The organism is Alkaliphilus oremlandii OhILAs (genome assembly GCF_000018325.1).
In the GTDB taxonomy this organism is placed as follows: domain Bacteria; phylum Bacillota; class Clostridia; order Peptostreptococcales; family Natronincolaceae; genus Alkaliphilus_B; species Alkaliphilus_B oremlandii.
This window is the reverse complement of record NC_009922.1, coordinates 1,707,966-1,733,922: the sequence shown is the minus strand read 5'-3', so window position 1 is coordinate 1,733,922 and position 25,957 is coordinate 1,707,966. Positions and strand designations below refer to the sequence as shown.

At 34.2% G+C, this 25,957-nt stretch carries 31 protein-coding genes; all 31 read left to right on the top strand.

Features of this window, described 5'->3' with window-relative positions:
* Nucleotide 1 precedes the first annotated feature (1 nt).
* The 31 genes from CLOS_RS08385 to spo0A all read left to right on the top strand — a co-directional run bounded on the left by CLOS_RS08385 (nucleotide 2) and on the right by spo0A (nucleotide 25,917).
* Nucleotides 2-574, top strand: a complete 573-nt coding sequence (locus CLOS_RS08385; RefSeq protein WP_012159487.1) for a PilN domain-containing protein — start codon at nucleotides 2-4, stop codon at nucleotides 572-574.
* Entirely contained in the window at nucleotides 549-1,955 is a 1,407-nt protein-coding gene (locus CLOS_RS08380) for a LysM peptidoglycan-binding domain-containing protein (RefSeq protein ID WP_012159486.1), read from the top strand. Before CLOS_RS08385 ends, CLOS_RS08380 begins: the two co-directional genes overlap by 26 nt.
* A gap of 12 nt (nucleotides 1,956-1,967) precedes the next feature.
* Nucleotides 1,968-4,007 carry an S-layer homology domain-containing protein gene (locus CLOS_RS08375; RefSeq protein ID WP_012159485.1) on the top strand — a complete coding sequence of 680 codons (2,040 nt, stop codon included), beginning with the start codon at nucleotides 1,968-1,970 and terminating at the stop codon, nucleotides 4,005-4,007.
* Between the two features lie 113 nt (nucleotides 4,008-4,120).
* Nucleotides 4,121-4,555 (top strand): hypothetical protein, encoded by a 435-nt coding sequence (locus CLOS_RS08370; protein WP_012159484.1) that lies wholly within the window; start codon nucleotides 4,121-4,123, stop codon nucleotides 4,553-4,555.
* Nucleotides 4,556-4,568: 13 nt separating this feature from the next.
* Complete coding sequence (locus tag CLOS_RS08365) at nucleotides 4,569-4,991, top strand: prepilin-type N-terminal cleavage/methylation domain-containing protein (protein ID WP_012159483.1); 423 nt, start codon at nucleotides 4,569-4,571, stop codon at nucleotides 4,989-4,991.
* Between the two features lie 43 nt (nucleotides 4,992-5,034).
* On the top strand, nucleotides 5,035-5,559 hold the full coding sequence (locus CLOS_RS08360; RefSeq protein WP_041719142.1) for a PulJ/GspJ family protein: 525 nt from the start codon (nucleotides 5,035-5,037) through the stop codon (nucleotides 5,557-5,559).
* 1 nt (nucleotide 5,560) lies between these two features.
* Complete coding sequence (locus tag CLOS_RS08355; protein WP_012159481.1) at nucleotides 5,561-6,169, top strand: hypothetical protein; 609 nt, start codon at nucleotides 5,561-5,563, stop codon at nucleotides 6,167-6,169.
* Nucleotides 6,170-6,198: 29 nt separating this feature from the next.
* Entirely contained in the window at nucleotides 6,199-6,708 is a 510-nt protein-coding gene (locus CLOS_RS08350; protein WP_012159480.1) for a shikimate kinase, read from the top strand.
* A gap of 185 nt (nucleotides 6,709-6,893) precedes the next feature.
* Nucleotides 6,894-7,451, top strand: a complete 558-nt coding sequence (gene efp, locus CLOS_RS08345) for an elongation factor P (RefSeq protein WP_012159479.1) — start codon at nucleotides 6,894-6,896, stop codon at nucleotides 7,449-7,451.
* Nucleotides 7,452-7,493: 42 nt separating this feature from the next.
* A complete protein-coding gene (locus CLOS_RS08340) occupies nucleotides 7,494-7,928 on the top strand; it encodes a CD1247 N-terminal domain-containing protein (protein WP_012159478.1) in 435 nt (144 codons plus the stop codon).
* Between the two features lie 128 nt (nucleotides 7,929-8,056).
* Nucleotides 8,057-9,088, top strand: coding sequence for a stage III sporulation protein AA (gene spoIIIAA / locus CLOS_RS08335; protein ID WP_242649558.1), 1,032 nt, complete (start codon nucleotides 8,057-8,059; stop codon nucleotides 9,086-9,088).
* A 1-nt stretch (nucleotide 9,089) separates the two neighbouring features.
* Entirely contained in the window at nucleotides 9,090-9,611 is a 522-nt protein-coding gene (gene spoIIIAB, locus CLOS_RS08330) for a stage III sporulation protein SpoIIIAB (RefSeq protein WP_012159476.1), read from the top strand.
* 28 nt (nucleotides 9,612-9,639) lie between these two features.
* On the top strand, nucleotides 9,640-9,843 hold the full coding sequence (spoIIIAC, locus tag CLOS_RS08325; RefSeq protein ID WP_012159475.1) for a stage III sporulation protein AC: 204 nt from the start codon (nucleotides 9,640-9,642) through the stop codon (nucleotides 9,841-9,843).
* A 12-nt stretch (nucleotides 9,844-9,855) separates the two neighbouring features.
* A complete protein-coding gene (gene spoIIIAD / locus CLOS_RS08320) occupies nucleotides 9,856-10,242 on the top strand; it encodes a stage III sporulation protein AD (RefSeq protein WP_012159474.1) in 387 nt (128 codons plus the stop codon).
* Nucleotides 10,243-10,254: 12 nt separating this feature from the next.
* Nucleotides 10,255-11,436 (top strand): stage III sporulation protein AE, encoded by a 1,182-nt coding sequence (spoIIIAE, locus tag CLOS_RS08315; protein WP_012159473.1) that lies wholly within the window; start codon nucleotides 10,255-10,257, stop codon nucleotides 11,434-11,436.
* Nucleotides 11,437-11,440: 4 nt separating this feature from the next.
* Nucleotides 11,441-12,073 (top strand): stage III sporulation protein AF, encoded by a 633-nt coding sequence (gene spoIIIAF / locus CLOS_RS08310; protein WP_012159472.1) that lies wholly within the window; start codon nucleotides 11,441-11,443, stop codon nucleotides 12,071-12,073.
* Nucleotides 12,074-12,089: 16 nt separating this feature from the next.
* The gene (gene spoIIIAG / locus CLOS_RS08305) at nucleotides 12,090-12,680 is read left to right on the top strand and encodes a stage III sporulation protein AG (protein WP_012159471.1); all 591 of its coding nucleotides are present in this window, start codon (nucleotides 12,090-12,092) and stop codon (nucleotides 12,678-12,680) included.
* A gap of 52 nt (nucleotides 12,681-12,732) precedes the next feature.
* The gene (locus CLOS_RS08300; protein ID WP_012159470.1) at nucleotides 12,733-13,473 is read left to right on the top strand and encodes a SpoIIIAH-like family protein; all 741 of its coding nucleotides are present in this window, start codon (nucleotides 12,733-12,735) and stop codon (nucleotides 13,471-13,473) included.
* A gap of 69 nt (nucleotides 13,474-13,542) precedes the next feature.
* Nucleotides 13,543-13,935 carry an Asp23/Gls24 family envelope stress response protein gene (locus tag CLOS_RS08295; RefSeq protein ID WP_012159469.1) on the top strand — a complete coding sequence of 131 codons (393 nt, stop codon included), beginning with the start codon at nucleotides 13,543-13,545 and terminating at the stop codon, nucleotides 13,933-13,935.
* Nucleotides 13,936-14,096: 161 nt separating this feature from the next.
* On the top strand, nucleotides 14,097-14,513 hold the full coding sequence (nusB, locus tag CLOS_RS08290) for a transcription antitermination factor NusB (RefSeq protein ID WP_012159468.1): 417 nt from the start codon (nucleotides 14,097-14,099) through the stop codon (nucleotides 14,511-14,513).
* Nucleotides 14,506-15,492, top strand: a complete 987-nt coding sequence (locus CLOS_RS08285; RefSeq protein ID WP_012159467.1) for a tRNA (adenosine(37)-N6)-threonylcarbamoyltransferase complex transferase subunit TsaD — start codon at nucleotides 14,506-14,508, stop codon at nucleotides 15,490-15,492. The genes nusB and CLOS_RS08285 overlap by 8 nt, the downstream gene beginning before the upstream one ends.
* Nucleotides 15,493-15,494: 2 nt before the next feature.
* Complete coding sequence (gene xseA / locus CLOS_RS08280) at nucleotides 15,495-16,721, top strand: exodeoxyribonuclease VII large subunit (protein ID WP_012159466.1); 1,227 nt, start codon at nucleotides 15,495-15,497, stop codon at nucleotides 16,719-16,721.
* Complete coding sequence (locus tag CLOS_RS08275) at nucleotides 16,708-16,941, top strand: exodeoxyribonuclease VII small subunit (protein ID WP_012159465.1); 234 nt, start codon at nucleotides 16,708-16,710, stop codon at nucleotides 16,939-16,941. The genes xseA and CLOS_RS08275 overlap by 14 nt, the downstream gene beginning before the upstream one ends.
* Nucleotides 16,941-17,828 carry a polyprenyl synthetase family protein gene (locus tag CLOS_RS08270; protein WP_012159464.1) on the top strand — a complete coding sequence of 296 codons (888 nt, stop codon included), beginning with the start codon at nucleotides 16,941-16,943 and terminating at the stop codon, nucleotides 17,826-17,828. The genes CLOS_RS08275 and CLOS_RS08270 overlap by 1 nt, the downstream gene beginning before the upstream one ends.
* Nucleotides 17,829-17,845: 17 nt before the next feature.
* The gene (locus tag CLOS_RS08265) at nucleotides 17,846-18,295 is read left to right on the top strand and encodes a divergent PAP2 family protein (RefSeq protein ID WP_012159463.1); all 450 of its coding nucleotides are present in this window, start codon (nucleotides 17,846-17,848) and stop codon (nucleotides 18,293-18,295) included.
* A gap of 136 nt (nucleotides 18,296-18,431) precedes the next feature.
* A complete protein-coding gene (gene dxs / locus CLOS_RS08260) occupies nucleotides 18,432-20,306 on the top strand; it encodes a 1-deoxy-D-xylulose-5-phosphate synthase (RefSeq protein WP_012159462.1) in 1,875 nt (624 codons plus the stop codon).
* Nucleotides 20,307-20,351: 45 nt separating this feature from the next.
* Nucleotides 20,352-21,158, top strand: coding sequence for a TlyA family RNA methyltransferase (locus tag CLOS_RS08255; RefSeq protein ID WP_012159461.1), 807 nt, complete (start codon nucleotides 20,352-20,354; stop codon nucleotides 21,156-21,158).
* Between the two features lie 151 nt (nucleotides 21,159-21,309).
* On the top strand, nucleotides 21,310-21,759 hold the full coding sequence (locus tag CLOS_RS08250; protein WP_012159460.1) for an arginine repressor: 450 nt from the start codon (nucleotides 21,310-21,312) through the stop codon (nucleotides 21,757-21,759).
* Nucleotides 21,760-21,773: 14 nt separating this feature from the next.
* Nucleotides 21,774-23,486, top strand: a complete 1,713-nt coding sequence (gene recN / locus CLOS_RS08245) for a DNA repair protein RecN (RefSeq protein ID WP_012159459.1) — start codon at nucleotides 21,774-21,776, stop codon at nucleotides 23,484-23,486.
* A 159-nt stretch (nucleotides 23,487-23,645) separates the two neighbouring features.
* Nucleotides 23,646-24,944, top strand: a complete 1,299-nt coding sequence (gene spoIVB / locus CLOS_RS08240; RefSeq protein ID WP_012159458.1) for a SpoIVB peptidase — start codon at nucleotides 23,646-23,648, stop codon at nucleotides 24,942-24,944.
* Between the two features lie 148 nt (nucleotides 24,945-25,092).
* Complete coding sequence (gene spo0A, locus CLOS_RS08235; protein WP_012159457.1) at nucleotides 25,093-25,917, top strand: sporulation transcription factor Spo0A; 825 nt, start codon at nucleotides 25,093-25,095, stop codon at nucleotides 25,915-25,917.
* The last annotated feature ends 40 nt before the right edge of the window (nucleotides 25,918-25,957 follow it).

The following is a 25,957-nucleotide window of genomic DNA, read 5'->3' as shown; positions in this document are numbered from 1 at the left end:
TATGGGGGACTTAAACTTTTTTCAACATTATATAGAAAAAAACGAATTAAAAATTGATAAAAAAATAATATACATTGCCATATCAATTTCCATATGCTTCTTTTTAATTTGCTATGGTATATATAACCAAGTAATGATTATGAAGGAGATTAAAGCAGTTGAAAACCTAAAGAAAACAGCTGAAGATATGAATATATTAAAACGGATAGAAGAAATCAAAAGTAAAGAGAATGAAGTTAGTAATTTGAAAAAAATTATGGGTAAAGCTGCTACCTTGGATGAAACTATAGAAAAAAGGGATATATCCGATGAAGACATCCTCAATAAAATTTATCATAGTATTCCAGAAAATTTATACCTTACATCTTTAAGTATCAATAGCTCAGAGGTTAACATAACTGGCTTAGCAAAAGACAAGCTGTCTATTGCCAAATTCCAGAGTGGATTAATGGCGGTCGACAATTATGAAGATAGCTTTATTTCTCACATATCCATAAAGGAAGGCTACTACGATTTTACTTTAAATGTCACAATGAAGGGTGTGAGTGATGATGGAAAAACTATTGAAAAATAAGATTAAAACCAGAGAATTAACGAGAAACGAAAAATTTCTTCTAGGGATTTTAGGTATTCTTTTAATTCTTTTAGGAGGATATCGATATATCATCACGCCACAGACCAAGACCATAGAGACTTTAAAGGCTCAACGATTAGACTATGAAAGCAAAATAGAGGAAAATAATGATTTCATTCGAAGAGAAGAAAGTATTCAAGAAGAATGGAACCGGTTAAATAAAGAAAAGGAAACGCTATATACGAAATATTTTTCTACACTGAATCAATCTGAAATTATTTATTTATTAAATGATATTATCCCGAATCAAGAAGTTTTTACGGAGGATTTGAGTTTTAGTAGACCAGTATATGAAGAAATGGAAGACTTTCAAATTAAGAACATGGATATATCTTTACCATATAAGGGAGAGTATACTGGAATTATAGAAATTATACGTGCATTGAAAAATAGCCCCCAAAAATTGTCCTTAGAAAGCGTATCCATCGATATGGATTCTGATGGAAGTCTAAATGGAAATATGGCGATCAAGGTATATAGCCTAGATGGCATCGATGGTAATATTTCTAAGCCTTTATTTACAGATGATGTTGAAAGAAAGAATTTAAATGAGGACAACGAAGATATTTCTATGATACCTTTCTTTGAGAATAAAGTTGAAAATGAAAATAGAGATGGTCAAGATTATACAAAATCCACGGTTAAACCTTATATAGAGGAAACCTTACTTGATTTTGAGACGAAAAACATTTATCTTATCCCTTCCCAAAAACTAGTGCAAGGAAATGTTTCAATCTCTAAGAAAGCCAAATCAAAAAAATACGCGCTGAGATTGGAATACAATATTCTTGCTGTTGAAGAGGAAAATAGAGTCTATGTAGATGTTTCTAAAAATAATGTAATTTTAAAATATCCGCCAAATACCTTAGGAATTTGGGTTTATGCCTACGATTATTCTCCTGCTACTATTGGTATGCTTTTTAGGGGGCAAATGGGTGAGGAAATTTATATTCCTTTTACAGAGGGCATCGGCTGGACAGGATGGCGGTATTTAGAGGCTCCTCCTCATGAAGATCTGAAAATCTATCCCCTTACTTTAGAAAAGCTATACGTAGAAATACCTAGTGGAAGAGAAGATTATGGTGTATTGATAATGGACCAGCTGGAAGCGGTATATACTCGAAACATAGATGAAAAGGGGAACGATATCAGTGGTGAACAGTATATGTTCCACGTAGTAGAACAAGGGGATACGATTGAAAAAATTAGTGTGAAATATTATCAAAGCAATCGGTATAAAAATGAAATATTGAAGCTAAACGATTTAAATGAAGGAGAAATAATATCGATCGGAAGAATTCTTGTACTGAAAAAGAGATAAGGAGGTGTAAAGATGATAAAGCATAGGATCATATCTATAATGGTATTGATCACCATTTTATTAACTGGCACTTTGGCATACGGCGCCGATAGCAGCGACGATTATGCAACTGGAGAACAGTATGGAACCAGCAGAGGGCTGATAGAAGGTGAAAGTGTAGGGAAATTAGATGCTCAAAATAAATCAAATACGAAATATGAGGAGCTTTCAAAAAGAAAAAAGGCTTGGGAGAAGGATTTTATCCTTTTAAATAGAAGTGACCGGTATATTAGAGGTTTTATGGATGGTTTTACAGAAGCCTTTGAAGCAGGATATAGGAGAGGCTATGATGCTGTTAGGGAAGATGAAGCAAATTCGATTTACGGTGCAAATGATTTTGGTATAATCATGGGGAGAATTGACGGCTATAAGGCTTATCGGTCTGGCAGTAGAAATAGCTGGGAGCGGTACATTCCCAGTGATAGGGAAATTAGAGATCTTTTTGAGCTAAATAAGGAGACCTTGGAGTATCGGAATAAGTTTATAGAATTTTTTAAAGAAGCTTACCAATCTTCTTTTGAAGCTGCATTTCAGGTTGCCAAGTTAGGTGAAAAGGATTACTCCTACGAGCAAGGCTTAAAAGCAGGAGATGAATATGCTCGAAGCTTGGCTGAGCTTAACGGTAAAAAAGATTATTTGCAAGGGCTAAGCAACAACTATCAGAGAAACATGCCTTCTCATAAAGAAATTATTGTCATGTTTCATTTATCCAATGAGCATAGTGAATATCGAGATGCTTTTTTAACAGGCTTTGAGTATGGGCAGAGTACCTCGGGCGGGATAAGCGATGGAGGATACATAGCTTATTATAACAATGCCTATAGGGAAGCGAATAAATTAACTGTAGAGACACCAGATGGTCAAGGCTATGAAAATGGTGGAGAAATTGGTAGAATGAAGGGTGAATATGAAGCGATTATGGATGTTACCATGGGAAAACTCAATTCCTGGAGCAGCCATAAAAAATCAGACACCATAATTTCCAATGAATATGGGCTTGGCTTCCAATCTGAAAATTATAGGGCTTCCTTTATATTAGGTTATTGGGATGAGTTCATGAAATCTTACAATGAAACGTATAAAAGACTCCAACAGGACACAAACAAAGTAAAAACGCACACGGAAAAAATTTCGATGGATGGTAAGAAAAACATAGGAATATTCGGTGATGACAAATTTTTGGTGGATATTGAGGCCGGCACTTATTACAATGATGTTATTGTAACGGTGGACAATGTACCTGCATCCTATTTGAATCTGAATTCATGGAGATATACGCAAGCTTCTGGCGTATATGGATTAAAAATTATAAATCCATCAGACTCTTTTGATAGAAATAAGAAAATTACGGTTAAATTTAAATCTTATGGAAATAGTGAACAATACGGTATATACAAGTACCACTATAATAAATGGATCTATATTCCTTCCGTGCAGGAAGGAAACTATTTAGTAGCAGATATCAATATTAATAACATCAGTTCAACAGGAAATATTTATGCTGTTAGAGTAGATCATCAGCTGCCAACCTTTCATGACATCAGAGGACATTGGGCTAAGAATGAGATCAATACCTATATCAAAAGAGAAGTGATTTATGGTTATCCAGATGGAACATTTAAGCCGGACCGCCATATTTCAAGGGGAGAATTTGTTACTATGCTTAGCAGGTTATACGATTGGTATCCGCCACAAGACTCGTCAAATGTTACTAAATTTAGAGATTATGCAGAATTTGGATATGCTGAAAAGGCGATTTCCTATGCTACATACCACAATATAGTGCAAGGTTACGCTGATGAAACCTTTAAGCCACAGAATCCAATTACTTATAGGGAAGTGGAAATTATAATGAGCCGGATAATCGGCAGCAATTTTAATTGGCACTATATTGCAGAGAAAATGATGTATGAAAAAAAGATTTATTCCGAGAGTAGAAATAATATGAACCATTGGATAACGAGAGCAGAATTTACATTTTTATTACACGAGCTGAATGAATGGCAGTATTAAAATAGCAATTAGAAGAGCAAGTGGAACTATACTTCTGGGGAGATGACAATAGTTTTATTTGCTTTTCTTTTACCTAAAATTACTGAACTGCAAATGAGGAGGGATTTCTGGTTGTGAAAGATAGGAAGGGAACTACCTTGTTTGAGATTGTCATTGTAGTAGCCTTGATATCCATTCTTTGCTCTATTGCCTTTGTGAATCCGATGAAATTATATCATAGAGCAAAGCTGAAAGCAGCGGCTCTTGAAATTAAAGAAGCACTGAAACTAAGCCAACAATTAAGCCTGAATGAATCGAAAGAATATTGTGTAGAGGTTTTTAAAGAAAGATATCGAGTGCGAGAATACATCACTGGAGGAATCATTGTACTTTCCGAAAAATTTGATAAAACGATCTCCGTGGACAGAGGATCTCAAAATAGAATTGCATATAACAGAGACGGAGAATCGAAATATGGAAGGTTTATTTTAACAAACAACCTAGGGGAAAGGATTGATATTGAAGTATTGATTGGAGTAGGAAGTGTAAGGGTATCAGATATTTATTAGGAAGTGATGAGGCGTGAAGAAAAAAGGATTTACTCTTGTTGAAGTACTATTGACCCTTTTTATATTATTGGGATCTGTTTTCATATTTGGACAATATTCTAGGTTGTTTTATAAGATGGAGGGGATGGATAATATATATCAAAAATTGACGGATCTATCCATCAGTAAAATTGAGGAACTTAAATCTGGACGAATTTATATCAATGGAGAGGAACACTTGATCTTAGGGGATGTAGATGAAATCATTATATTTGAAGAAGAGGACTGCAAGATTGAAGTTCATATGAAAGACGTACCACATCTATCGGACTTAAAATATGTGAACATCCAAGTAAGCAGCAAGAAAAGTCAGTATCGATATCATCTTATCAGGTTCGTTCACTTTAAGAGAAATGAATTGCCAAGGAGCTACGATGAGATTTCTGTAGAAACGTAAAGGAATATAACGGAATATTCTGTTATAATTCCCTCGTAAGAAGGTGATTATTATTTGTCGTAAAATAAAAAGAAGCAAGGAAGGCTTCGTTTTAATTGAGCTTGTATTATCTATTTTGCTTTTTTCTACAATCTTAGTAAGCATGTCTACTTTGTTTAATTCTACTTATCAATCGTACAGAAGCTATACAGAGCGTCTAGCTTTCAAATACGATGCACAAATCGTTCTAAAATATATAGAGAAAAGAATCATGGAATGCAATCAGGAGTCTATTATTTATTATAAAGATAAAAATATATTTGAGGGAAGGAATATGGACAATAAAATTCTATATGTGGATTTAAGTGGTGCACTTTCTTATAAAGAGAATACGATGATCAACTTTTATAAACCTAAGAATGAAATTAGAGTGAATAAAAACAGGGAAAATAATGTACTCAATAATAATATAAAAGAGATCATTATTACTGAAATAGTAGAGGGAGAATTAATAGAATTCGAAGTCATAACAAATAAAGGCAATTATTCTAAAAAAATAAGATTAAAGTTTAAGTACCAAAAGGTGTGATATGAAGAATCCAATAAAAGGTTCAAAAGGTATAATCAGTATCCATGTTTTTTTTATAGCGTTGATGATGTTTGTCATTTTAACATCCTTGCTTTATATGATGACCAATCAACTCAAGATACAGATGTCGAATAATGATAGCTATCGAGCAAATTACTTGGCAGAATCAATTGTAGAATTAAAACTAGCAGAGGTACTACAATTATCTGAGGAAGTTATAAAGAAATATCGAATAGATCTATATCGATATAAAGTTGAGTATCTCTTATTGATTTACCAAGGATTTGATAAAAGATATAATCCGCCAGTATTTGCAGATTATGTTAAGAGAGAACTCCTCCCTCAAATAAAAGAACTGAGTAGTAGTGAAAATAATCCCTTTGAAGACTATTTAGAGGATCATCATTATAAAATAAAGATCCAATATGATATCAGACAAAATGTTATAATGATGGAGGCAATGGGTAGATATAAAAGAGCACGAAGATTTATCTATGTAAAACTATCCCTACCGCAATCGATGGATAATGGCTTAGATGAATATGATCTTCCACGAATCAGCATTATATCACCCCATATTATAGGGTATTATAGAACGATTGGACTTTAAGAAGATCGAATGGAAGGGGAGCCTCATTAATGGTAAAGAATATTGTTCTAGTAGGATTCATGGCAGTAGGAAAGACAACCTTAGGAAAGTTACTAGCGGATCAATTAGACTATAACTTTATTGATTTAGATCTGTTCATAGAAAAGAAAGAAAGTATGTCTATTAGTGAAATTTTTCGGCTAAAGGGAGAAGCCTACTTTAGACAGAAAGAAAGTGAGGCGTTAGATTTGCTCTCTGATGTAGAACAGTCCGTCATAGCTACTGGTGGTGGTACTGTAATTTCAGAAGAAAATCGTAGCAAGCTAAAGCAAATAGGTAGAGTAATTTATTTAGAAGCGGAACCATCTTGGATTTTAACGAATATAAAGAGAAGCGCCGTCATTCGCCCCCTTTTGGTAGATGAAAGAAAATCCATGGATAAAATAATAGAAATTCTGGAAAATAGGCGTTTATACTATGAAGGTACTTCGGAAATTAAAATACCGGTGAGTCACCGAACACTAGAGGAAATCATAAAAGATATTGTTTGTAATATTTAGCTTTCTAATCCAGATAAACCTATTCAAAAATAAAAAAATATGGTATTATGATATAGGAATTTATTAACAGGGCCTTATATTTTGAAATTTATAGCCTATTTTAAATGGCTTATATTAACTTAGTATGATAATTTTTATTTTAGGAGAAGCTAAGTACAAATAATAATTAAATTTGGAGGGATACTATGATTTCAGCAAGTGATTTTAGAAAAGGAGTAACATTCGAAATGAATGGAGAGCCTTATGTAGTCTTAGATTTCCAGCACGTAAAACCTGGAAAAGGAGCAGCGTTTGTAAGAACAAAATATAAGAATCTAAAAAATGGTGGAACTAGGGAAGAAGCGTTCAATCCTAGTGATAAATTTCCAAAAGCTCATATAGAAACGAAAGAAATGCAATATCTATACAGTGATGGCGAGCTATATTATTTTATGGATAATGAAACTTTTGAGCAGACTCCTTTAACTTATGAAGAAGTTGAGGATGCAATTAAATTCTTAAAAGAGAATGATAATGCTACAATTAAGTTCTATCATGGAAAGCCATTCCAAGTAGATCCCCCAAACTTCGTTGAGTTACAGATTACTGAAACAGAGCCAGGCGTAAAAGGTGATACTGCAAGTAATGTAACTAAGACTGCTACAGTTGAAACTGGTGCAGTAATTCATGTGCCTCTATTTGTTAACGAAGGAGACACAGTTAGAATTGATACTCGTACCGGCGAGTATATGTCTAGAGTATAGGGAAATAATAAAAATGTTAAAATAAAAAAAGGAGGTAGTACCATGGAATTTTTATATGAAAAAGTAGCGTATTTAAAAGGATTAGCAGATGGTCTAGATATCGAAGAAACAACAAAAGAAGGTAAATTACTAGTTAAAATTATCGATATCCTAGAAGATTTTGCAGATGCAATCGTAGAAATCGATGAAGATGTAGATGAAATTGCTGAATACGTTGAAGCAATGGACGAAGACTTAACAAATATCGAGGAAGATTTATACGAAGATGAGGATGAAGACGATGAGGATGACGAAGACGATGAAGATATTGACTTTGTTGAAGTAGAGTGTCCGAATTGCCATGAAGAAATATACATAGATGAAGACTTACTTTATGAAGATGATATTGACGTAGTGTGTCCAAGATGTAATGAAAAAATTGAATTAGAAGAAGAAGATTGTTGCTGTCATGGCAATCACTGCGATGACGAAAACTAAAAAATAAGTGTACAAGCTAAAAATCCAAGGAACTAAAACCTTGGATTTTTTTTATGGAAAAATTTTTATAAAATCAGCATAATTATTTGAGCATGTCAATATGAATGATATATAAGGAGGGACATGTAGTGGAAAATAGTAAAAATGTAATTGATAGAAATAAAAAAAATATATCTTATATTTCTAAGCTAGAATCGTACCTGTCTCCAAATATCAGAAATATTATCAGAAATGTACCACAGAACTTTAAAGAAACATTGGAAGAAATAAGGTTGCGGGTGGATAATCCTTTAATGGTATTTGGGGATCAGAGAGATTACTTCGTAGATCTAAAAGGAAATTTAACATTGAATCCAATGAACAGCTACTATGTGACGACAGATGATATAGAAAAAACACTGCAGTTTGCATCGAATTACTCTATATATTCAGTGGAAGAAGAAATAAAGAAAGGGTATATCACGGTGCAAGGTGGTCACAGAATTGGAATTGTTGGGAAAGTACTGCTAGATAATAATGGTATAAGAACATTAAAAAATTATAGTGGACTCAATATTAGAATATCGAGAGAAAAACTGGGAGTCGCTACCGGCGTATTACCTCATATCATCAATGCAAAAGGAGAATTAATGAATACATTAATTGTGTCACCACCTCAATGTGGAAAAACCACCTTGTTAAGAGATGTGATTCGCATGGTTAGTACAGGGGTACCACATATGAACTTTAGAGGATTGAAGGTTGGAGTAGTAGATGAAAGATCGGAACTAGGGGCTTGCTTTCAAGGAGTACCGCAGAACGACTTAGGGCCTAGAACCGATATATTGGATTCCTGTCCAAAGGCAGAGGGTATTATGATGTTAATTCGAGCAATGTCTCCACAGGTCATTGCTACAGATGAGATCGGAAGAGAAGAAGATATGATTGCTATTGACGAAGCAATCATGGCAGGCATCAAGCTTATTACAACGGTACACAGTAGATCCTTGGAAAATATATTGAGTAAGAGGGTTGTAGGTAAATTAGTTAAAGATGGTGTATTCGAAAGAATCATATTTCTATCCAATATGAATGGGGTTGGAACCGTGGATAGTATTGTTGATGGAACAAATCTTACTTATTTAATCCAAAATACCAATAAAAACAGGGGGATTACATAACATGGAGCTGAAAATAATCTGTTCTATTGTAATCATTGCATGTAGTTCGCTGGTAGGAATTATTTTTTCAAACACCTATATAGAAAGAACAGGCCTATTGAGCCATTTAATATCGACGTTGCAGATAATAGAAACGGAGATATTGTATGGAGCAACACCAATTCCGGTTTTACTAGAGAAGATGGGAAGTCGGAGTAAGAAGGAAATTGGTTGCATTTTTTTATCAGCATCCAACCTACTTAAGGAAAATAAAGGGCAACCCTTTGAAGAAATATGGAGTATTGCTGTAAACAAAGAAATTAAAAATACATCCTTTAGCAAGAATGATATAGAAATTCTACTGTCATTAGGTAAAAACTTAGGGCTATCCAATAGTGAGGATCAAATCAAACATATTCGATTGATCCAAGAGGAAGTAAAACGGCAGCATGAAAATTCCATAATAGAGGAAAAAAAGAATGTAAAACTATTTAAAAATTTAGGCTTTCTACTGGGGTTATCTATTGTAATTGTACTATTTTAAAAAAGCATGATGCTAGGAGGTAAGACAAATGATTATGAACATTGACGTAATATTTAAGATCGCTGGTATTGGTATCGTAATTACTGTACTCAACCAAGTATTAATCAAAGCGGGTAGAGATGAACAGGCTACTTTTATTACTTTAGTAGGTGTTGTAGTGGTCTTAACGATGGTTGTGAATCTAGTGACCAATTTATTTGATACGGTCAAAACAATGTTCCAGTTATATTAAGGATGTGATGAGATGGAGATATTCCAAATAGTTGCTATCGGTATAGTTGCAGCCATATTATCTGTATTGGTCAAGACAGAAAGACCTGAAATCGGGATGTTCATCAGTCTCGTTGTTGGTGTCATCATATTTCTATTTATAGCAACTAGACTTCAATCGGTACTACAAGTGCTCAGTCAGCTTTCAAATAAGATTCAGATTGATCCAATCTATCTATCTACAATTTTTAAAATAGTAGGAATTGCCTATATTGCCGAGTTTGGCGCTCAAATATGCAAGGATGCTGGGGAAGGTGTCATTGCATCAAAGATTGAACTGGCTGGCAAAATACTGATTATGGTAATGGCAGTACCAATCTTAATTTCACTGATGGAAATCATCATTAATATAGTGCCATAGGATGTGAAAAAAATGAAAAACAAAAAAACCATCATCGTTGTAACCCTATTGTTTATTCTTTCATTGACTTATTTCTCCTGGGCAAACCCTAATAAGGTTACCCAAGAGAGCTTACTTACAGAACAATTAGACAAGCTTAATATGTCGGAGCTACAAGAAATATTGGAGCAATTGAACCATGATTTAGATGGATATATTCCTAAAATCGAAATAAAACCATTCATTACAAAGCTGCTGAAGGGGGAGGAAATTGTATCCTTAGAAGCTGCATTGAATGGACTAATGAAATACTTTTTTAAAGAGGTTGTAGGAAACTGGAGGATATTATCTCAAATCATCGTATTGTCTGTGATTTATGCCATACTAAATAATCTCCATAGTGCATTTGAGAATGAGGCCACAGGAAAATTGGCCTATATGGTTTGTTATCTTGTCATCATCAGTATCACGATTAAAAGCTTTATGATTGCGATCAACTTAGGAAAAGAAACTGTAGATACAATGGTACTATTTATGCAAGCTTTGCTTCCAATCTTGCTAGGGATATTAATCGCCGTCGGTGGATTAACGACATCTGCATTTTTTCATCCAGTTCTATTAGGATCCATCGGTTTTATAGGAACCATCATAAAATCTGTCGTATTACCGCTTATATTATTTTCTGCAGTTCTATCCATCATCAATAATTTATCATCCAGAGTTCAAGTAACAAAGCTGGCGAATCTATTTAAACAGGTATCAGTGGTCATCCTTGGTTTTGCACTGACAGCATTCATAGGCATCATATCGATCCAAGGGATTGCAGCTTCAACGGTAGATGGAATCACTATGAGAACAGCGAAATATGCAATTGGCAGCTTTATTCCGATCGTAGGAGGGTTTCTATCGGATGCAATGGATACAGTAATGGGCTATTCTCTTCTTTTGAAAAATGGCATTGGTGTCATCGGCCTTGTTTCGATTTTCATAATTTGCCTCATACCTATGGTAAAAATCGTAGCATTAATAGCCATGTATAAGATATGTGCTGCCATCGTAGAACCCATTGCACAGAATGAATTGGCGGATTGTTTGAACCAGATGAGTAGTTCTTTAACTTTGATATTTGCCACAGTTTCATCGGTAGCAATTATGTTCTTTATTACCATTGCAATCATAGTTGGTGCAGGAAATATTACAGTGATGATGAGGTGATAGAATGGATTTTGTCAGACAATGGACCATTACCATAGTTTCAGTGATTATTTTTATAACCTTTGTAGAAATATTAATACCAAATTCAAACAATAAAAGGTATATCAATGTAGTGGTCGGTTTTTTGTTAATGATTATCATATTGAACCCATTGACGAAATTTATTGCTGGAGAAATTGATTTTGAGGAAAGCATACTGAAAAGCTTGAATCAGATTGAGGCAGAAACGGCTAAAAATGTAATCAATAACATTCAATATAGCAATGAAGAAATGGTCATCAGTTTATATAAGAAAAAGATAGTAGAGCAGGTGACTACTCGCCTAGAAAAAAATACGGATTATTTAGTGAAGGATGTCCTTGTAAATATTGTAGAGGATATCAATAGTGCCAACTTCGGTAGCGTCAGCAGTTTGGATATCACACTGACAGAAAATCAGAAAGACAATGTAGAACTAGAGTCAAAGATTAAGCCAGTGAAAATAAATGTATCCTTAGGAGATAAAATTAATAATACTGTAAAAGCAAATAGCATATTGATTAGTAGTGAGGAAGATGCCTTAAAAAAGGAACTGGAAAATTTTTTAAATGTATCGAAGGAAAATATCAATATTTATACACTGAAGAATAATAATTAAGTAAGGGGGATGTTTTATGGATATGGATGAAATTAAGAAGTTTTTAAAGGAACTAATCTCCAAGAAATATGTTGCCAATATTATGGTAGTTCTGGCAGTTGCGGTAATTGCTCTAATATTTTCAAGTGAATTTTTAGCAAAGGATTCTAGTTACAAAAATAATATTAAAGAAACATTAGGGGATACCCTAGTACAGGAAGATACTTTTTTAAAAACAGAGGAAGAAATAATTGAAGCAAGACTGAAAGAGATATTAGAGAAAATAAAGGGCTCTGGTAAAGTAGAAGTTATGGTTACCTTTGAGCTGGGAGCAGAGATTGTTCCGGCCTTAAATACGGTTGAAAGCAAGGACACTACGGAAGAAAAAGATGCAAATGGTGGTGTTAGAACTGTTACATCGCAGAACATTACAGAAAATATCGTTACAGTAGGCGGAACCAGTGGGAATAACCCCATGGTTCTAAAAGAAATAAAACCGCAGGTAAGAGGTGTAATCGTTGTAGCAGAAGGTGCCGAAGATCCAGAAGTAAAGATGAGGTTGTACGATGCAGTCAAAACAGTTCTTCAGGTTTCTGCAAACAAAGTACAGGTCTACAGTAGAGATTAGTTGATGGATATTTTAGTAGAGAGTCAGCAAATAAATTTAGGGGGGAATTCAATTGAAACTTTCAATTACAGCAAGAAAGAACTTTATAATCTTTTCCTTAGTATTGATGCTAGGTGTCATCAGTTATGCAAATTATAGTCTAAATCAAAATGCTCTTCTTGAAACATCAAGTGAACTTGAACGATATGAGTTGTCAATGATGGAGGAATACGGGCTACTGTATGACACTTTAGATGGAGAGGCAGTTTTTAATAGTGATGGAGAAATTGTTAGCGTAGGGGAAGAAGAAAAAGATGTACATTTGGTGGAACAGCATACTATGACCGAAGAGGAACTCAGCAAAACTGTTGTTGATAGTACAGAAAATAATAAGCTAGAGGACCTGGTCAAGGACACGAATATAGATATCACTGAAACTGTAACCAGCAAAAGCTTAATGAAGAGCAGTGCATATTTTATTGAAGGAAAGCTCACTAGAGATAAGAAAAGAAGTGAGATGATCAGCAGCTTAGATGACATTATAACAACGCAGAATACAAGTAAAGAAATAAAAGACAGTGCAACGAATATGAAGTTAAACTTGATTTCTAATACAGAAAAAGAAGTCTTTATAGAGAATATGATCATGGCGAAAGGTTTTAATGATGCTATTGTATATTTAAGTGATCAGTCCATTAATATCGTTGTGAGCAGCGACCAACTGGAGGCAAATGATGTTGCAAAAATTGTGGATATCGTAAAAAGAGAAACAAATATTCCAATGGATCAAATTATTATCATGGGCAAGAAATAGAACTGTTTGTAAACAGAGCATTGATTTGGTATAATAAGTTTATAAAAAAGATATTTAGGAGTTGATATAATGGATACAATTGAGAACCTTGAATACGGGGAAGTTAAAATAGTGGATGATGTTGTTGCTACTATTGCTGGATTGGCTGCTACGGAGGTCAAAGGCGTAGCTGGAATGAGCGCTGGATTCGTTGGGGGAATCGCAGAAATCTTAGGAAAGAAAAGTCTTTCTAAAGGTGTAAAAGTTGAAGTGAAAGAAAAGGTTGCTGCCATTGATTTATATATTATTGTTGAGTATGGAACAAAAATCCCCGATGTGGCTTGGGAGATTCAAGAAAATGTAAAGAAGACCATCGAAACTATGATTGGCATATCTGTCAATGAGGTAAATATCCATGTGCAAGGCGTAAGCTTCCCGAAGGAAACGGCAGAAGTTAAAGAGCCAGAACAACCATCTAAATAATAAATCCTTTTAACCCTCTAATATTAGAGGGTTAGTTTAGGTTAAATGGGTATAATATATAAAAAATCTTGTAGCTATGTAGTTTAAATTTTCTAGTTACATATAACAATATATCATATATAATATTTCCATATACTACATATTATACGAGGAGGAAAATTATGAGCAGAAAATTAGCGAGAGAACTTACCATGAAGGTATTGTTTGAAATGCATATAAATAACGATTTCAATATTCAAAGGGTAGAACATCATTTGTTTGAGGGAAGTATTGAAGAACAACAAAAGGAGTATATCCATAAAGTTTTAAATGAAGCCATTCTCAACCTTGAGGCAATTGATAGCATTATTGAAGAATACTCCACTAGTTGGAAGTTAAACCGTATTGCAAATGTTGATTTAGCAATTTTACGTTTGGCTTTTTCGGAGATTATTTATATGAAAGATATTCCATATAGAGTATCCATTAATGAAGCTATTGAATTAGCTAAAATATACGGTTCGGATGAAACGCCAAACTTTGTCAATGGAATATTAGGGAAGTATGTGGAGCAAGAAGGACTTATGTTAAATGAGTAAAAAGGTGATATTGGGCTTAGACACATCAAATTATACGACTTCAATGTCATTGATGTCTTTAGATGGAGAACTTGTATACGATGCAAGGAAACTACTGCCTGTAGATCATGGTAAAAGAGGTCTTCGGCAGTCCGAAGCTCTTTTTTATCATGTTCAGCAACTTCCATACTTGTCCAATGAAATATCCCAAAAAAGTGATGAATTTCATATTGTAGCAATCAGTGCATCTACTAGACCAAGACCTGTGGAGGATTCTTATATGCCTGTATTTTTAGCGGCTAAATCTTATGGAGAAATAACGAGTAATCTATTTCATATTCCATTCTATGAATTCAGTCACCAGGAAGGCCATATTGAGGCGGCATTGTGGTCTGAAAATATCCATATGAAAGAAGAATTTATAGCAATCCATATATCTGGTGGGACAACGGAAGTATTGGTGGTAAAACCTCGTGATATTGGATACGATATTGAAATTATTGGCGGAACCAGTGATCTAAGTGCAGGTCAGTTTATCGATCGGGTTGGTGTTGCCATGGGCTTAGAATTTCCATCGGGTAAATCTCTTGAGGAAATAAGCAGGGGTTGTTCGGAATTGAGTTTGAATGTTCCCGTATCTGTAACAAAAAATAAGATCAGTTTTTCTGGACCAGAAACTCATTTTTCAAGGCTCATAAAAGAATCGAATGCTTCTAAGGCAGATATTGCTTATGGCGTATTTCATTGTGTGGCTAGGAGTTTAGAGCTACTGGTTAAAAATATTGGGAAGCAGTATCCTATCAAAAATTTGTTGATTGTCGGGGGTGTTGCCTCTAACAATCAAATTCGTTCATATTTACTAGAAAAACTTGCACCTGAGAATATCCATATATATTTTGCAGCACCTAAGTATTGTACAGATAACGCTGTCGGCATATCATCTCTTGGCGTATCTAAATATCTAAAGCAAAATAGCTATTGTAGAGAAAGGTTGACTTAATTATGCAAATAAAAGCACTTTCTGTCTCTGAAGTCAATCAATATATGAAACGGATTTTAGGAAGCGATCCCATATTATCTCATATTTATGTGAAAGGTGAAATTTCAAATTACAGACTTCACAGCAGTGGACATATGTATTTCACTTTGAAAGATAAGAACAGTAAAATTAGTTGTGTGATGTTTAAAGGCAATTGTGAAAAACTTAAGTTTTTTCCTGAAGAAGGAATGAGTCTGGTTTGCAAAGGATATGTTTCCATATATGAAAAAGATGGACAAGTTCAGCTCTATGTAAATGATATGGAGCCATCAGGCATTGGAGCACTTCACTTAGCATTTCAACAACTTAAAGATAGATTAAACAAAGAAGGGCTTTTTGATACTAAATATAAACAGGAAATTCCATTGATTCCGCGAAGGATTGCATTGATTACTTCGCCAACCGGTGCTGCCATTAGAGATATGGTTTCTATTATTCTTAGGCGGTTTCCACAGGTTGAACTATGTATTTTTCCAGTTTTAGTTCAAGGAGAGGGAGCGGTTGAAACCATTGTAAAAGCCATCGAACTATGTAATCGATATCCAGGGATTGACTTAGCGATTGTTGGTCGTGGTGGCGGTTCCATAGAAGAATTATGGGCCTTTAATGAAGAGAAAGTAGCGAGAGCCATATTTAATAGTAGGGTTCCTATTATTTCAGCAGTTGGACATGAGACGGACTTTACTATTTCAGATTTTGTTGCAGATCTAAGGGCAGCGACTCCGTCTTCAGCAGCAGAATTAGCTGTACCGAATCGAGTTGAATTGAGAGAGTATATAGATTCTATGGAAAAGAGAATGATTCATTTAATGAAAACAAAACTCAATACTTCCTATCAAAAATTATCCTTTATAGAAAATAGTTACTTTTTTAGATACCCTCTAAATCCAATCTATGATAAACAGCAATATATCAATGATTTACTACAAAAAATAAAAAGTGCTATAAATGTAAAGAAACAATTTAATCATCGTCATTTGAAATATTTAGGAGAACGACTTCACAGCTTAAGTCCACTATCTATTTTTTCGAGAGGGTATTCAATCGTTAGAAACAGCGAAGGTTCAATCGTTAAATCTACGGATCACGTTCAAGTTGATGAAAGACTGTGTATTGATGTGATCGATGGAGAAATTAACTGTAAAGTTATTGAATGTAAGAAGGAGGAGAAGATCCTTGGAAAGTATTAATTTCGAAGAAACTCTAAAGAAATTAGAAGATGTAGTCCATAAGTTAGAGGTTGAGGAGTTATCCCTAGATGATTCTTTAAAAATATTTGAAGAAGGAATCGGATTATATCGCCAATGTAGCAATGAACTGAATAAAATTGAAAAAAAGATCAGTATCATAATCGAAGAAAATGAAGAATTTAAAAAAGTTCCATTTCCACATGATGAGGAGGAATCGTAATGACTTTTAGGGAGCAGCTACAGCACTATATAGACTTAACGAATGAGCATCTAAAGGATTATTTTAATATGAAAGAAGGATATAATCAGACTTTAATAGAGTCCATGAAATATAGTTTGTTCGCTGGCGGTAAAAGATTGAGACCAATTCTTTCTTTGGCATCGTACCAAATGTTTAGAGACGATATTGAAGAAGTGATGCCCTATGCTTGTGGTATCGAAATGATTCATACTTATTCCTTGATTCACGATGATTTGCCGGCTATGGACAATGATGATTATCGAAGAGGAAAATTAACGAATCACAAAGTTTATAATGAAGGCGTTGCTATTTTAGCTGGCGATGGTCTTTTGAATTATTCTTTTGAACTTATGTTAGAGAATGCTATCAAACAAAACGATATATACAAGCATATTGTTGCCATTAAAGAAATTTCAAATAGTGCTGGAGTCCATGGCATGATCGGTGGACAAGTGGTTGATTTAGAGAGTGAGAATAAAATTATTGACAAAGAGATGCTGGACTATATCCACATCAACAAAACAGCAGCATTAATTACCACATCTTTAAAAGTAGGGGCGATAATTGCTGGTGCACAAGAGGAAGATATTAGAAATATGGAGAAAGTCGGCCTAAATTTGGGCTTAGCATTCCAAATTAAAGATGATATACTGGATGTTGTAGGAGATGAAGCGAAGCTAGGAAAGAGTATTGGTAGGGACTTAGAAAAGCATAAATCGACCTACCCTGCATTGATCGGCTTAGAAGCCTCCATTGAAAAAGTAGGGGCATTGACTAATAATGTGAAACAGTTACTTCACCGATATAGCTCTAAAGCAGAATTTTTATTGGAGTTATGTGACTATTTAACGAGTCGGGAGTCTTAGTCTAAGGAGGAACGTCAGTGATTTTTTTAAAACAAATTGGTAAAAATGAAATTTTTATTGTAGCGGTATTCTCTTGGTTTATTGCTCAAGTAATAAAGGTCGTAAATACTTTTATTGCGGAAGGAAGAATTGACTTCACAAGGTTCGTTGGTTCTGGTGGGATGCCCAGCTCCCATGCATCTTTTGTAATGGGGCTTTCAACTGCTGTAGGGCTAAAACATGGGTGGGATTCTACTTATTTTGCAATGTCTATTGCCTTCTCAATCGTTATTATGTATGATGCAGCTGGTGTAAGACGAGCAGTAGGCAAGCAAGCGATTATTTTAAATAAAATGATTGAGGATATTCATAGAAGAAAAGAAAAGAAACTGACGGAAAAAAGATTAAAAGAATTAATTGGACATACACCAGTTGAAGTTTTTGCTGGTGCCATATTAGGGATTGTGTTAGCGAATTTAATGATATAATGAATGAGATTACATGAGCTGATAGCGCTTACTATCAGCTTTGAATTTAATTCGTTCAAAAATAAGTGATTGGAAGATAACATTATAAATAGCATCAGTACTTCCTTAAAAAATTGTATTAAGAGGAGATTGTATAATGTATAAATATTTAATGGAGATTAATTCTATTGAAGATTTTAAGAAATTGAATTCTAATGAGATCAAAGTATTAGCTGAAGAGATTCGACATTTCTTAATTGAGTCCGTTTCTAAAACGGGAGGACATTTAGCCTCTAATCTAGGTGTTGTGGAATTAACTCTGGCTTTACATCAAGCATTCAACAGTCCTGAGGATAAAATCATTTGGGATGTAGGGCATCAAGCCTATGTCCATAAAATATTGACCGGAAGAAGAGATCAGTTTTCTACATTACGCCAATACAAGGGACTAAGTGGATTTCCAAAGAGATATGAAAGTGAGCATGATCAGTTTGATACAGGACATAGTAGTACTTCTATATCAGCTGCCATGGGATTAGCTACTGCTAGAGATTTAAATAAGGATAAATATAAGGTGATTGCAGTTATTGGAGATGGTGCTATGACTGGAGGTATGGCATTTGAAGCACTGAATCACATTGGTCAAAGTCAAAAAGATATTATTGTAATTTTAAATGACAATGAGATGTCCATATCTCCTAATGTAGGTGGGCTTTCCAACTATTTAAATAAAATTAGAACAGCACCGATTTATTCTAAGGTTAAAGACGATGTAGAGTATCTAATCAGCAATATTCCTGCGATCGGTAAAAGTGTTATGAAAACTGCTGAAAAAGCAAAGGATAGCATCAAATATTTTTTTGTACCAGGAGTATTATTTGAAGAACTGGGTTTTACATATATTGGACCCGTAGATGGTCATAATTATCATTCACTGTACGATGTGATGAATCGTACAAAAAATATAAAGGGACCTGTATTATTACATGTAATGACCACAAAAGGCAAAGGTTACACTTTAGCCGAAAAACATCCGGACAAATATCATGGTGTAAATTCATTCCATATTGAGACGGGAGAGCCTATTTCTTGTAATGAAAATCTATCGTATTCAGAAATCGCAGGAAAGACTTTGGTAGAGTGCGCTGCAGAAGATGAAAAAATTGTGGCAATCACTGCAGCAATGCCTTCTGGAACTGGATTGAATAACTTCGCTAAGAAACATCCGGAGAGATTTTTTGATGTCGGTATAGCCGAGCAGCATGCTGCTACATTTGCCGCTGGTTTAGCAGCCAATGGATTCAAACCATTTTTCGCTGTATACTCCACGTTTTTTCAAAGAGCCTACGATCAAGTAATCCATGATGCTTGTATTCAAGACTTACCAGTTACTTATTTAATCGATAGAGCTGGGCTTGTTGGTAATGATGGAGAAACGCACCATGGTTCTCTGGATATATCATTTCTATCCTGCATACCAAACCTCACATTCATGGCCCCTAAAGACGGTATTGAATTAAGTGAGATGGTTAGATTTGCCGCGAAACATAATGGACCGGTAGCGATCCGATATCCTAGAGGACATTCCAATATGGATTCTCAGGAAAATTTTTCTCCACTAGCTTTGGGAAAAGGAGAAATTACTTATCATAGTGGAAATGATGTACTCATACTTGCTCTGGGGACATTCAATAAAATGGGGCTGGAAATCTGTAAAGACTTAGAAGAAAATAATATTTTTTCAACCTTGATGAATCCTAGATTCATTAAACCCATGGATGAGGAATTGATTGTAGAGATGGTACAAAAACATAAAATTATATATACCATTGAGGATAACTCTAAAATAGGTGGTTTTGGTACTTTAGTACAAGTATTACTCAATGACAATCAAATATTGAAACCTGTAAAGGTATGTGCCCTGCCCGATCGATTTATTGAACACGGTAACGTAGAAGACTTATATGAGGAGCTGGGTTTAACGAAAAAGCAGATTGTAGACCAAATTAAGAAAGAATTTAGTGATCTATAAACTTGCATTGAAGATTTATATAAGAAAATAATTGGGAGAAATCATATGGACGTAAAAGAGCGATTAGATGTTGTTTTAGTAGAAAAAGGTTTTTTTGATAGCAGAGAAAAAGCAAAAGGTGCAATTATGGCTGGTATTGTTTTTGTAGATAATGAGAAAATAGATAAGCCAGGAACGAAGGTAAAGAAAAATGGCAATGTTGTTGTAAAAGGTAATCTGATTCCTTATGTAAGTCGTGGTGGTCTAAAACTTGAAAAAGCGATGAAAGAATTTGATTTACAATTAAGGGATAAGGTTTGCCTTGATATAGGTGCCTCCACAGGGGGTTTTACAGACTGTATGCTTCAAAATGGCGCCTCTAAGGTATATTCAATCGATGTAGGCTATGGGCAACTCGATTGGAAATTACGGCAAGATTCGAGAGTTGTAACCATGGAAAGAACCAATATTAGATATGTCACTTTGGAGCATATTGGACAAAAAGCTGACTTTGCTTCCATCGATGTTTCTTTTATTTCTTTGAAGCTGGTGCTACCAGTGTTGAAAGAATTATTGAAGGAGCAGGGAGAAATTGTAGCCTTAATTAAGCCTCAATTTGAAGCAGGCAGAGATAAAGTAGGTAAAAAGGGCGTGGTAAGAGATATGGCTGTTCATAAGAGTGTGGTAGTGGACATTGTTTCTTTTGCTGCAGATAAGGGTCTCAAAGTGGTTGGTCTTACGTATTCTCCGATTAAGGGGCCGGAAGGGAATATAGAATACTTATTATATATGAAAAATACGGAGGAAGAAAATTTACAGATCCATACGGAATATATTGATGAGATCATTGAGAAATCCCATGAAAATTTATAGAAAATCCTATACAAGTTTTTTAATCCTATATTTTTGGAAATATTTATATTTTTTGAAGGAATGTGTCGTTTTGCGAAGAATATTAAATATGGGAACTGTACTCTGTCTTACAGTTGAATAAGATTTGTATTAAGCTAAGGAGGAATCCTCTATGAAATATACAAGGCATAGTAAAATTTTAGAGTTAATAGACAAGAATGAAATAGAGACACAGGAAGAATTATCGGAGAGACTGAAAGATATGGGGTTCACAGTAACACAAGCCACTGTTTCAAGAGATATCAAGGAGTTGAGGTTGATTAAGGTGCTTACAAAGAACGGAAAATATAAGTATGCTACCTTACAGAGTCAAGAAAATATATTATCGGATAGAGTCGTTAAAATTTTTAAAAACTCTGTTGTTTCAATCGATTATGCAGGGAATCTCATTGTGATAAAAACTTTAACTGGTTCAGCGCAGGCGGCGGCAGCTGCCATTGATGCGGGGGATATGAATGATGTGGTTGGTACCATTGCAGGAGATGATACAATTTTTATCGTTATTAGAGATGAGAAAAATGTACCAAGTACCATAGAGCATTTTAGAAAATTGATGAAATAAAGAGAGGGTGCTGTATGCTTTTAGAGTTAGAGATTAAAGATTTCGCATTGATAGACCAGTTAAATATAAGTTTTAAAGAAGGATTGAATATTTTGTCAGGAGAGACTGGCGCTGGAAAATCCATCATCATTGATGCTGTCAATATGGCCATCGGAGAGCGAGCAGATCGAAGTTTTATTCGTTCTGGATGCGATAAGGCTTCGGTTCAAGCCATCTTTCATGTTAAAAATATAGAGGATATGAACCAGGTTCTGGAAGAATATGGCGTAAATGATGGGGAAGGATACGATACCCTGATCATAACCAGAGATATCTATGCCAATGGAAGAAGCACATGTAGAGTGAATGGTGTTATTGTAACACAAAGTGTCTTAAAGATAATTACACAGAAACTAATAGATATTCACGGGCAACACGAGCACCAATACCTTTTAAATCCAAGCTTTCATATGGATATGTTGGATTTATATGGTGGAAAAGATATCCTAGATTTAGTTTCAAATGTATCTGTGTTATATCATGAATTACAGACAGTACAAGAGAAATTAGATTCAATTTGCTTTGATGAAGCAGAAAAACAAAAAAGAATAGATTTGATAAAGTTTCAGTTGGACGAAATTGGAGGAGCCAATTTATTTCCAGAAGAAGAGGAAGAACTGAAAAAACAGAAAAAGATTTTATCCAATAGCGAGAAAATTTATCAATCGCTTTCCAATATCCACGAAATCCTTTACGGTGAGAACTCAGAAAGCTCTGTATTAGATAGAATCTATAGCACAGTAAATGCAATGAGTAATATTTTACCCTTAGATGAAAAATTTATGTACTTTAATAATGTTTTAGAAGAAACTCAGTATAAATTAGAAGATATATCCAGAGAGATGAGAACCTATATCGATCACATCGATTTTGATTCCAAGATTCTTGAAGAGGTAGAAAATAGATTGGATTTAATTAATACTTTAAAGCGAAAATATGGGAATACTATAGAAGAGATCCTACTATATCAGCAAAAAATCGAATTAGAATTAAGGGATTTTGAAAAAAATGATGTTGCGATCTGTAACTTAAAGCAAGAAATTGATGTAAAGTATAACGAGTTAAAAAAGCAGTCTTTAAAGTTAAGTTTGCTAAGAAAGAGTATTGCTATCGATTTCGAGCAAAAATTAACAGATATATTACAGACATTAAATATGGGAAAAGTTCAATTTAAAGTTTCCTTTACCAATGAAAAAGAAATACAGACGGATCTCAAATTTACTTCCAAGGGAATAGATCAGTTAGAATTTATAATTTCCACAAATCTGGGTGAACCATTAAAATCGTTATCTAAAATTGCATCTGGCGGAGAGATGTCTCGAATTATGTTAGCGTTTAAAACCATATTGGCGGATGTAGATAATATTTCTACTTTAATATTTGATGAAATTGATACCGGAATCAGCGGACGTACTGCACAAATCATTGCAGAGAGACTCCATAATTTAAGTGAGCATCATCAGATCATCTGTATCACTCATTTGCCTCAAATAGCGGCAATGGCAGATCATCACTACTTAATAGAAAAAATCGAAAAAGAAAATAAAATAAATACCATCGTTAAAAAATTAAATGATTTAGAGCAAGTACATGAACTAGGAAGATTATTGGATGGTAAATTAACGGACATTACACTCCAACATGCTGAAGAAATGATTCGTCAAGCACACTTAAGAAAAGGCAAATAGCTTTTTTCTTAAGTGTGTTTTTGAATGTATATCCATAAAAGGATTTAAATAACACCTTTATTAGATTTTATGTATCATAAAGATCACTCTAAAAAGCCAATCTAAGTATAGTAGAAAAAATTAAGTTTTGCTATATTATGTTGGCAGGAGAGTGATAAAATGAAAATTTATAGAAAACTTAAAACGATTACAGTTATAAGTTTATCTATTTTTTTTATAGGATTTTTCTCTATGGGAGTTTTGGGGTTAATCAATAAAATACCTACTGAATTTAATATATCAGTAGGGGATGAAATCATGTTGCAGGCACAATTTCCAATGAAGTATTCTATAATCTCGGATAATTTAAATAAGATATTAGAAGTTAATGAACCTTATAGTCAGTCTAATGAAGATGGCTCTCTCCGACTAAAACCTATCACGAAAGGTAGTGCGGATCTTCAGGTAAAAATTTTAGGATTAATACCTTATCGAACTGTAAAAGTAAATGTTATTCCTAAGATTGAAGTTGTTCCAGGAGGAGAATCTATTGGTGTTAAGCTCAATACAGATGGTGCATTGATTATTGGTTTGGCAGATATTGTAGATGAGCGAGGAAATAGTCAAAGTATTGCTGCTAATTCTGGCATAAAAATAGGCGATACATTGATTAAAATTAACGATATTAAAGTGAAAAATGCAGCCCATATCAGTGAAATTATTAAAAATAGCAATGGGAATGAAGTTACTCTAACCTTGAAAAGAAACGATAAGGAATTTAAAGCAAATGTAATTCCCATTCAATCTCAGGAAGATGGACAGTATCGATTGGGACTTTGGGTGCGTGATAAAACGGCAGGTGTCGGTACTTTAAGTTTTTTTCATATGGAGAGCGGCAAGTTTGGAGCATTGGGACATGCTATAACGGATGTAGACACAGGAGCACTCTTATCCGTAAAAAATGGAGAAATTATAAAGTCAAAAGTCGTGTCCATTGAAGAAGGGAAAAGAGGGAAGCCAGGAGAAATTCGAGGTGTTTTTTATGAAATCAGTAATCCCATAGGTAAACTAGAGAAAAATACGCCTTTAGGTGTATATGGTCAATTGTTTTTTAATTCTTTTGATAATAAATATAAAAAACCCATGCCGATTGCCTATCAACACGAAATAAAGGAAGGACCTGCTTATATATTAACGACATTGGATCATAATAAAATAGAAAAATTCGATGTAGAAATTACGAAAGTAAATTTTCAGACTAAAGCAGAGGCGAAGAGTATGATCATCAAAGTTACAGATAAAAATTTATTGGACAGAACTGGTGGTATTATTCAAGGAATGAGCGGTAGTCCAATTATTCAAAACGACAAGGTAGTTGGCGCAATTACCCATGTTTTAGTAAATGATCCGACGAAAGGATATGGGATATTCATAGAGTGGATGGTTTCAGAGGCGGGTATAAATGACAAAAATCGATAAAATCATGAATTATTTTTGCATAAACCAAGAAATTTGTAAAACTGTTTTTTAAATAATTGCTCTTTGTTAGAAGGAAACGAATTAGAGATGTAGAATATGTAAAAAGTAAGAGATTATTATAAAACCGGGTTCAAGGGGGAAAACTATAATGGGAAATAGAATTAAGATTTTGATAGTTGATGACAATAAAGATTTTTGTGATATTTTAACGGAGTATTTAGATCGACAACAAGACATTGAAATTGTTGGCGTTGCTAATAATGGTAAAGAAGCCGTCGAGTTAATACCTCAAAAATTACCAGATTTAATCATATTAGATATTATTATGCCACATTTAGATGGATTGGGCGTGCTGGAGAAAATTAATTGTATGAATTTAACCAAATATCCTAGGGTTATTATTATGTCAGCAGTAGGACAAGATAAAATTACTCAAAGAGCCATCAGCTTAGGTGCAGATTATTATGTTATCAAACCATTCGACTTTGAAATTTTTATTGAAAGAATTAGGCAGATAATTAATGAAAATACTGTAAGTAACAGTATTTCAGAAGTGAAAAGACAGAGTATTAATTCCACACATACGTCTCCAAACCGTACCTCTTTAGTGACAAATAACCGTAGTATAGAAGCGGAGATAACAAATATTATTCATGAGATTGGAGTCCCAGCTCATATTAAAGGATATTTATATTTAAGAGAAGCGATTACCATGGTAATTGAAAACATAGAGCTATTGAGTGCTGTAACAAAAGAGTTATATCCATCCATTGCTAAGAAATTTAATACCACATCCAGTAGGGTTGAAAGAGCCATTCGACATGCGATTGAAGTAGCGTGGAGCCGAGGCAAAGTAGATACCATTAATACTTTATTTGGATATACAGTTAACAACGACAGAGGAAAGCCAACAAATAGTGAGTTTATTGCAATGGTTGCAGATAAATTAAGATTGGAGCAACAAGTAGGATAGAAAAGATACAAACGATTGTGATCATAGAGAAATAGCTAGC

Excerpts from the sequence above, each read along its gene's own strand:
- efp (WP_012159479.1), top strand. The coding sequence starts at position 6,894 with ATGATTTCAGCAAGTGATTTTAGAAAAGGAGTAACATTCGAAATGAAT.
- CLOS_RS08255 (WP_012159461.1), top strand. The coding sequence starts at position 20,352 with ATGGACGTAAAAGAGCGATTAGATGTTGTTTTAGTAGAAAAAGGTTTT.
- spo0A (WP_012159457.1), top strand. The coding sequence starts at position 25,093 with ATGGGAAATAGAATTAAGATTTTGATAGTTGATGACAATAAAGATTTT.
- CLOS_RS08350 (WP_012159480.1), top strand. The coding sequence starts at position 6,199 with ATGGTAAAGAATATTGTTCTAGTAGGATTCATGGCAGTAGGAAAGACA.
- xseA (WP_012159466.1), top strand. The coding sequence starts at position 15,495 with ATGCAAATAAAAGCACTTTCTGTCTCTGAAGTCAATCAATATATGAAA.
- dxs (WP_012159462.1), top strand. The coding sequence starts at position 18,432 with ATGTATAAATATTTAATGGAGATTAATTCTATTGAAGATTTTAAGAAA.
- recN (WP_012159459.1), top strand. The coding sequence starts at position 21,774 with ATGCTTTTAGAGTTAGAGATTAAAGATTTCGCATTGATAGACCAGTTA.
- nusB (WP_012159468.1), top strand. The coding sequence starts at position 14,097 with ATGAGCAGAAAATTAGCGAGAGAACTTACCATGAAGGTATTGTTTGAA.
- spoIIIAG (WP_012159471.1), top strand. The coding sequence starts at position 12,090 with ATGGATATGGATGAAATTAAGAAGTTTTTAAAGGAACTAATCTCCAAG.
- spoIIIAB (WP_012159476.1), top strand. The coding sequence starts at position 9,090 with ATGGAGCTGAAAATAATCTGTTCTATTGTAATCATTGCATGTAGTTCG.
- CLOS_RS08250 (WP_012159460.1), top strand. The coding sequence starts at position 21,310 with ATGAAATATACAAGGCATAGTAAAATTTTAGAGTTAATAGACAAGAAT.
- spoIIIAD (WP_012159474.1), top strand. The coding sequence starts at position 9,856 with ATGGAGATATTCCAAATAGTTGCTATCGGTATAGTTGCAGCCATATTA.
- CLOS_RS08285 (WP_012159467.1), top strand. The coding sequence starts at position 14,506 with ATGAGTAAAAAGGTGATATTGGGCTTAGACACATCAAATTATACGACT.
- spoIIIAC (WP_012159475.1), top strand. The coding sequence starts at position 9,640 with ATGATTATGAACATTGACGTAATATTTAAGATCGCTGGTATTGGTATC.
- CLOS_RS08380 (WP_012159486.1), top strand. The coding sequence starts at position 549 with ATGATGGAAAAACTATTGAAAAATAAGATTAAAACCAGAGAATTAACG.
- CLOS_RS08375 (WP_012159485.1), top strand. The coding sequence starts at position 1,968 with ATGATAAAGCATAGGATCATATCTATAATGGTATTGATCACCATTTTA.
- spoIVB (WP_012159458.1), top strand. The coding sequence starts at position 23,646 with ATGAAAATTTATAGAAAACTTAAAACGATTACAGTTATAAGTTTATCT.
- CLOS_RS08340 (WP_012159478.1), top strand. The coding sequence starts at position 7,494 with ATGGAATTTTTATATGAAAAAGTAGCGTATTTAAAAGGATTAGCAGAT.
- CLOS_RS08355 (WP_012159481.1), top strand. The coding sequence starts at position 5,561 with ATGAAGAATCCAATAAAAGGTTCAAAAGGTATAATCAGTATCCATGTT.
- spoIIIAE (WP_012159473.1), top strand. The coding sequence starts at position 10,255 with ATGAAAAACAAAAAAACCATCATCGTTGTAACCCTATTGTTTATTCTT.
- spoIIIAF (WP_012159472.1), top strand. The coding sequence starts at position 11,441 with ATGGATTTTGTCAGACAATGGACCATTACCATAGTTTCAGTGATTATT.
- CLOS_RS08385 (WP_012159487.1), top strand. The coding sequence starts at position 2 with ATGGGGGACTTAAACTTTTTTCAACATTATATAGAAAAAAACGAATTA.
- CLOS_RS08270 (WP_012159464.1), top strand. The coding sequence starts at position 16,941 with ATGACTTTTAGGGAGCAGCTACAGCACTATATAGACTTAACGAATGAG.
- CLOS_RS08295 (WP_012159469.1), top strand. The coding sequence starts at position 13,543 with ATGGATACAATTGAGAACCTTGAATACGGGGAAGTTAAAATAGTGGAT.